This window comes from Actinomadura logoneensis (genome assembly GCF_003428695.1).
GTDB classification, from domain to species: domain Bacteria; phylum Actinomycetota; class Actinomycetes; order Streptosporangiales; family Streptosporangiaceae; genus Spirillospora; species Spirillospora logoneensis.
Genome location: NZ_QURH01000807.1, coordinates 1 through 4,495, shown reverse-complemented (window position 1 = coordinate 4,495; position 4,495 = coordinate 1). Strand labels below are relative to the sequence as shown.

5 protein-coding genes are annotated in these 4,495 nt (G+C 76.0%); 2 read left to right on the top strand and 3 right to left on the bottom strand.

From position 1 onward, the window contains the following. On the top strand, positions 1-430 hold a 430-nt coding region (locus DZF91_RS27820), incomplete at its 5' end, for a sensor histidine kinase (protein ID WP_235834617.1). Further along, positions 427-1,080 (top strand): response regulator, encoded by a 654-nt coding sequence (locus tag DZF91_RS27815; RefSeq protein ID WP_117360097.1) that lies wholly within the window; start codon positions 427-429, stop codon positions 1,078-1,080. The genes DZF91_RS27820 and DZF91_RS27815, both read left to right, overlap by 4 nt. Positions 1,081-1,133: 53 nt before the next feature. Here the strand turns inward: DZF91_RS27815 and DZF91_RS40495 are convergent, their stop codons facing one another. The 3 genes from DZF91_RS40495 to DZF91_RS27805 form a co-directional block, all read right to left on the bottom strand. After that, complete coding sequence (locus DZF91_RS40495; protein ID WP_158588062.1) at positions 1,134-2,108, bottom strand: J domain-containing protein; 975 nt, start codon at positions 2,106-2,108, stop codon at positions 1,134-1,136. Beyond that, positions 2,105-2,770, bottom strand: coding sequence for a hypothetical protein (locus DZF91_RS27810; protein ID WP_158588061.1), 666 nt, complete (start codon positions 2,768-2,770; stop codon positions 2,105-2,107). The genes DZF91_RS40495 and DZF91_RS27810 overlap by 4 nt, the downstream gene beginning before the upstream one ends. 250 nt (positions 2,771-3,020) lie before the next feature. Then, the coding region (locus tag DZF91_RS27805; protein ID WP_117360096.1) for a S53 family peptidase at positions 3,021-4,495 on the bottom strand (1,475 nt) is incomplete at its 5' end.

Below are 4,495 nucleotides of genomic sequence, written 5' to 3'. Positions count from 1 at the left end.
GCGCCGGTTCGTCCGCGCGCTGGCCCCGTCCGACCTCGCCGCCGGGTCGCTGCCGCACGCGCTGCGCTCGCTGGCCGACCGGGAGGGGGCCGCGCTGCGGATCGAGGGGGAGGAGTACCCGCTGACGCCGGAGGAGGGGGCCGCGCTGCACCGCGTCGCGCAGGGCGCGCTCGCCAACGCCCGCGAGCACGCCGCCGCCGGCCGCGTCGTCATCACCCTGTCCTACCTGGACGACCAGGTCGCGCTGGACGTCGCCGACGACGGCCGCGGCTTCGACCCCGCCGCGCCGCGCCCCGGCGGCCCGGACCGCGGCTACGGCCTGCCCGCCATGCGCGACCGGATCACCGGCGTAGGCGGCACCCTGGTCGTCGAGTCCGAACCGGGCGAGGGCACCGTCGTCGCCGCCCGCCTCCCGAGGAGCCGGCCATGACCCCCGCCCGCGACCGGGAGGCGGTCCGCGTCCTGATCGCCGACGACCACCCCGTGGTGCGCGCGGGGCTGCGCGCCCTGCTCGCGGGCGAGGACGGCCTGGAGGTCGTCGGCGAGGCGGGGACCGGCGAGGAGGCCGTCCGGCAGGCGGGGCTGCTGCGCCCCGACCTCGTCCTGATGGACCTGCGGCTCGGCGGGGGCATCGACGGCGTCGAGGCCACCCGCCGCGTCCTCGCCCTGCCGGACCCGCCGCGCGTCCTCGTCCTCACCACCTACGACTCCGACGCCGACATCTCCCGCGCGCTGGACGTCGGCGCGTCCGGCTACCTGCTCAAGGCGGGCCCGCCGGACGAGCTGTTCCAGGGCGTCCGGACGGCCGCGCGCGGCGGCACCGCCCTGTCCCCGGCCGTCGCGGCCCGCCTGGTCGAGCGCGTCCGCGATCCGGCCCCGGCCCTCAGCCCCCGCGAGGTCGAGATCCTCGAACACCTCGCCCGCGGCATGTCCAACCGGCGGATCGCCCGCGCCCTGTTCATCAGCGAGGCCACGGTCAAGACGCACCTCGTCCACATCTTCGCGAAGCTGGGCGTCGACTCGCGCACGGCCGCCGTCCGCGTGGCCGCCGACCGCCGCCTCATCCGCCTCTCCGACTGACCCCGGACGCGCCCGCGGCCCCGGCGGCGCCCCGGTCCCGGTCCGTCCCGTGGTCAGTCCCTGCTCAGGACGCCTCCGCCCCGGCTCCTGCCCGTCTCGTCGGGGAGGGCGTAGTCCAGCCTCCCGTCCTTGCGCGGCGTCAGCGTGATCTTGCCGACGTCGCAGCCGGAGAACCTGAAGGAGGTGGTGAAGACCGTCGTCCGGCCCCGGGTCGCGACCGGGACCGCCTTCCCGGCGCATCCGGAGCCGTAGGTGACCGTTCCGACGTGCCGGCCCTCCGTGAGGGACAGGTGGACCTTCCACGGCTGGCGGGACCCTCGGTACGCCACCTCGCCCGTCCACGACCCCGCCAACCGCGCGGGCACATCGACCTTGGCCTTCGGTGCCGTCGCCCGTCCCACGAGGTAGCCGCCGACGGAGACCCCGCCCACGAGCACCGTGAGTCCGCCGCAGCCCCACGCGCAGACCCTCAGGAAATCGCCGAAGCCCGTCCGCCGCCGGCGGCGACGGAGCGGTGGTCCGGGAGGGAACCCGTAGGCGGGCGCGGGAGGCACCGGGCGATGGCCGGGCACCGTCGTCGGCCGGGGCGGAGGCGGGGCCGGACGCGGCGGCGGGGCCGGACGCGGCGGCGGCGGGGGAGGGGGCGGAGGTCCGGGCGCGGAGTCGTTCCAGGGATCGAACGGATCGGGCCCCGGCGTCGCGTCGTCCCAGGGGTCGTCGAAGACCTCGGCGTCGTCGGACCCACCGTCCGCGCCGCCCCCGCCGTCCTTCCGCGGGTCGGGTCCGCGCCGGAACTCGTCGTAGCCCGCGCGCCGCTTCAGCAGGACGTCGCGGGCGGCGTTCAGCAGGCGGGTCCGCTCGTCCGCGGTGGCCTTGGCGGACGGGTCGGTGACCAGGTCGGAGTGGTGCTTCTTGATGAGCGTCCGGTGCGCGCGGCGGATCTCGTCGGTCCCGGCGTCCGGCGCGACGCCGAGCAGTTCGTAGGCGTCGCGGCCGTCCAGCTCGGCGAAGCCGGCGGCTCGGCTCACCGGCCGATCCGGCGGCGCACCGCGGCGCGGTAGCAGGTGAGGTCCCAGTGCGCCGACTCGGCCGAGTGGCCGGCGGGGACGATCCGGCTCCCGGTGGCGACGGTGACGTGGTGCGCACCGGCGAGGCAGAAGAGGAACACCTTCAGATGGTGCTCGAACCCCTCGTAGTGCCAGTCGCAGCGCAGCGGAGGGCTCCCCGAGGTGAACGGAGCCTGGAGGAGTTCCTGCGCGCGCGGTGGCAGGTTGCCGAGGACGCCTCTGGCCTGCGCGGTGAGTCCCAGGTCGGCGCCGCCTCCGGACGGCGGTCCCGCCGGCGACGCGCCCGGACCCGGTCCGCCGGTCCGGGCCGCGTCCATCGGGCCGGGCCTGTGGCCGACCCGGACGTGCCGCAGCGAACCGGGCGCGAACTGGAAGGCCGAGATCACGTAGACGGGCCGGTGCTCGGTGCTCAGGCGGGGTTCCGCGACCGCCAGCCCGTCCTGCCCGAGGACCAGGGCCTTCGGACGGCGCCCCGGGTCGGCGGAGTCCTCGGCGGCGTACCAGTCCAGGGTGGGGCCGGCCAGTTCGGCGAGGCGGGCGCGGGTGCGTTCGCCGAGCATCCCCCAGCACGCGTCCCGCAGCTTGTGGCCGCCCTCCAGGCCCATCTCGCCCGCGCGGTGCACGGCCGGTGCACGCCCGGAGGGCGCGGCCGGCCGGGCGGGCGGGCCGCTTCGCCGGACGGCGGGAGGGCCGGGCCGCCACGGATCCAGGGAAAACGACGAGTCCACCTGACGAGCCTCCTGAACCGGTTCCTGACTCGGAGCAACCCGCATTATTGCGAAGATCATCCGGTCTGGGGAGAGGTTCGCCGAGGCCCCGGCGCGGGACTCGGTGGTTGCGCGCCGGGGCCGGTTCGGGTCTTTCAGGGACGGGTCAGGAGCGGGCCGCCAGGGCGGGGATCAGGGCGGCGGCGTTCGGGGTGCCGAGGCCCGTGACCGGGTCCCAGCCCTTCGTGGCCGGGTAGCCGGGGATGGACGGGTAGTCGGGGTTGGAGTTGTTGCCGGTCGTCACGTCGTAGAAGTACGTGCCGTAGTCCGGGCCGTTCGCCAGGTCGTACAGCGCCTGGTTGATCTGCCCGAGGGGATGCCCCGCGACCTGCGCGGCGATGGCGACCAGGCCCGCCCACTGCGGCGTGGACGAGGAGGTGCCGCCGACGACGTACCAGCCGGAGCTGCACGGGTCGCCGCTCGGGCACTTGACGCCGGTCGCGCCCGGCGCGGTGTCGCGGACCAGGACGCCGGTCGCCGAGCTGGCCTGGGACGCGACGTCCGGGACGCCGCGCATCGCGCCGACCGGGGTGGACCCGGCGGGCAGAACGTTCTGGTACGCGGGCCGGGCGAAGACGTGGCTGAAGCCGCCGCCCGCGAACGTCCAGCCGACCTCGCGCTGCCCCGGGTGGGCCGGGCAGGCGGCGGGCGGGGCGGTGTCGTCGACGCGGGTGCCGGTCGCCCCGTCCAGGCACAGGTAGGTGCCGCCGACGCTGGTGACCAGCGGGTCGGACGCGGGCCAGCCGACGGACGCGTACGGGATCGCGGCCGGGTTCTTCACCGGCGTCTTGAAGTCGTTCTCGCTGCCGTTGTCACCGGAGCTGGCGAGGACGGTGACGCCCCTGGCCGCCGCCGACTCGAACGCGTGCCGCAGGTTCAGCAGCGACGCGGTCGAGTGGAACGCCTCCTCGCCGGAGCCGAAGCTCTGCGAGATGACGTCGGCCATGCCCCGGTCCACGACCTGCTGCTCCAGGTTCATGAACTGCGGGAAGCCCTGGACGCCGAGCGTCTCGGCCGTGGGCGTGGACACCAGCACGATGTTCGCGCCGGGGGCCATGGCGTGCGCCATGTCCAGGTCGAGCGCGACCTCCAGCGCCCAGCCGTTGCTGTCCTCCTGGCCGGTGCCGTTGCTGGACGGCGGCTCCTTGACCGGCCGGCTCCCCTGCTGGAGACGGGTGATGGACGGCATTCCCGGCTTGCACGCCACGTCCGGCATCCCGCACATCAGCGGCAGGCCGAACTGCCGGCTGTAGACCTTGAGGTCGGCCTCGGCCTGGTCGTAGCCGAACGCGTCGACGATCGCGATCGTCCGGCCGCGTCCGTCCTGGCCCCGCGCGTGCAGCGGGCCGACGTTGTAGGCGTTCTGCAGCGCCTTGGCGCCGAAGCAGCGGCGGCCGACCGAGGCGCAGTCGGCCTGAGTCGGCGGCGTCTCGGACGCGCCGACGTAGGTGAAGTCCGTCGCGTGCGGACGCGGCGCCGGAAGGGCGTCGCCGGCACGGGACGAGGCGGTCGCGGGCAGCGCCGACGCGGCGGCCCCGGCGAGCGCGATCGCCGCCAGCCAGACGGGCGCGCGGCGCCGGT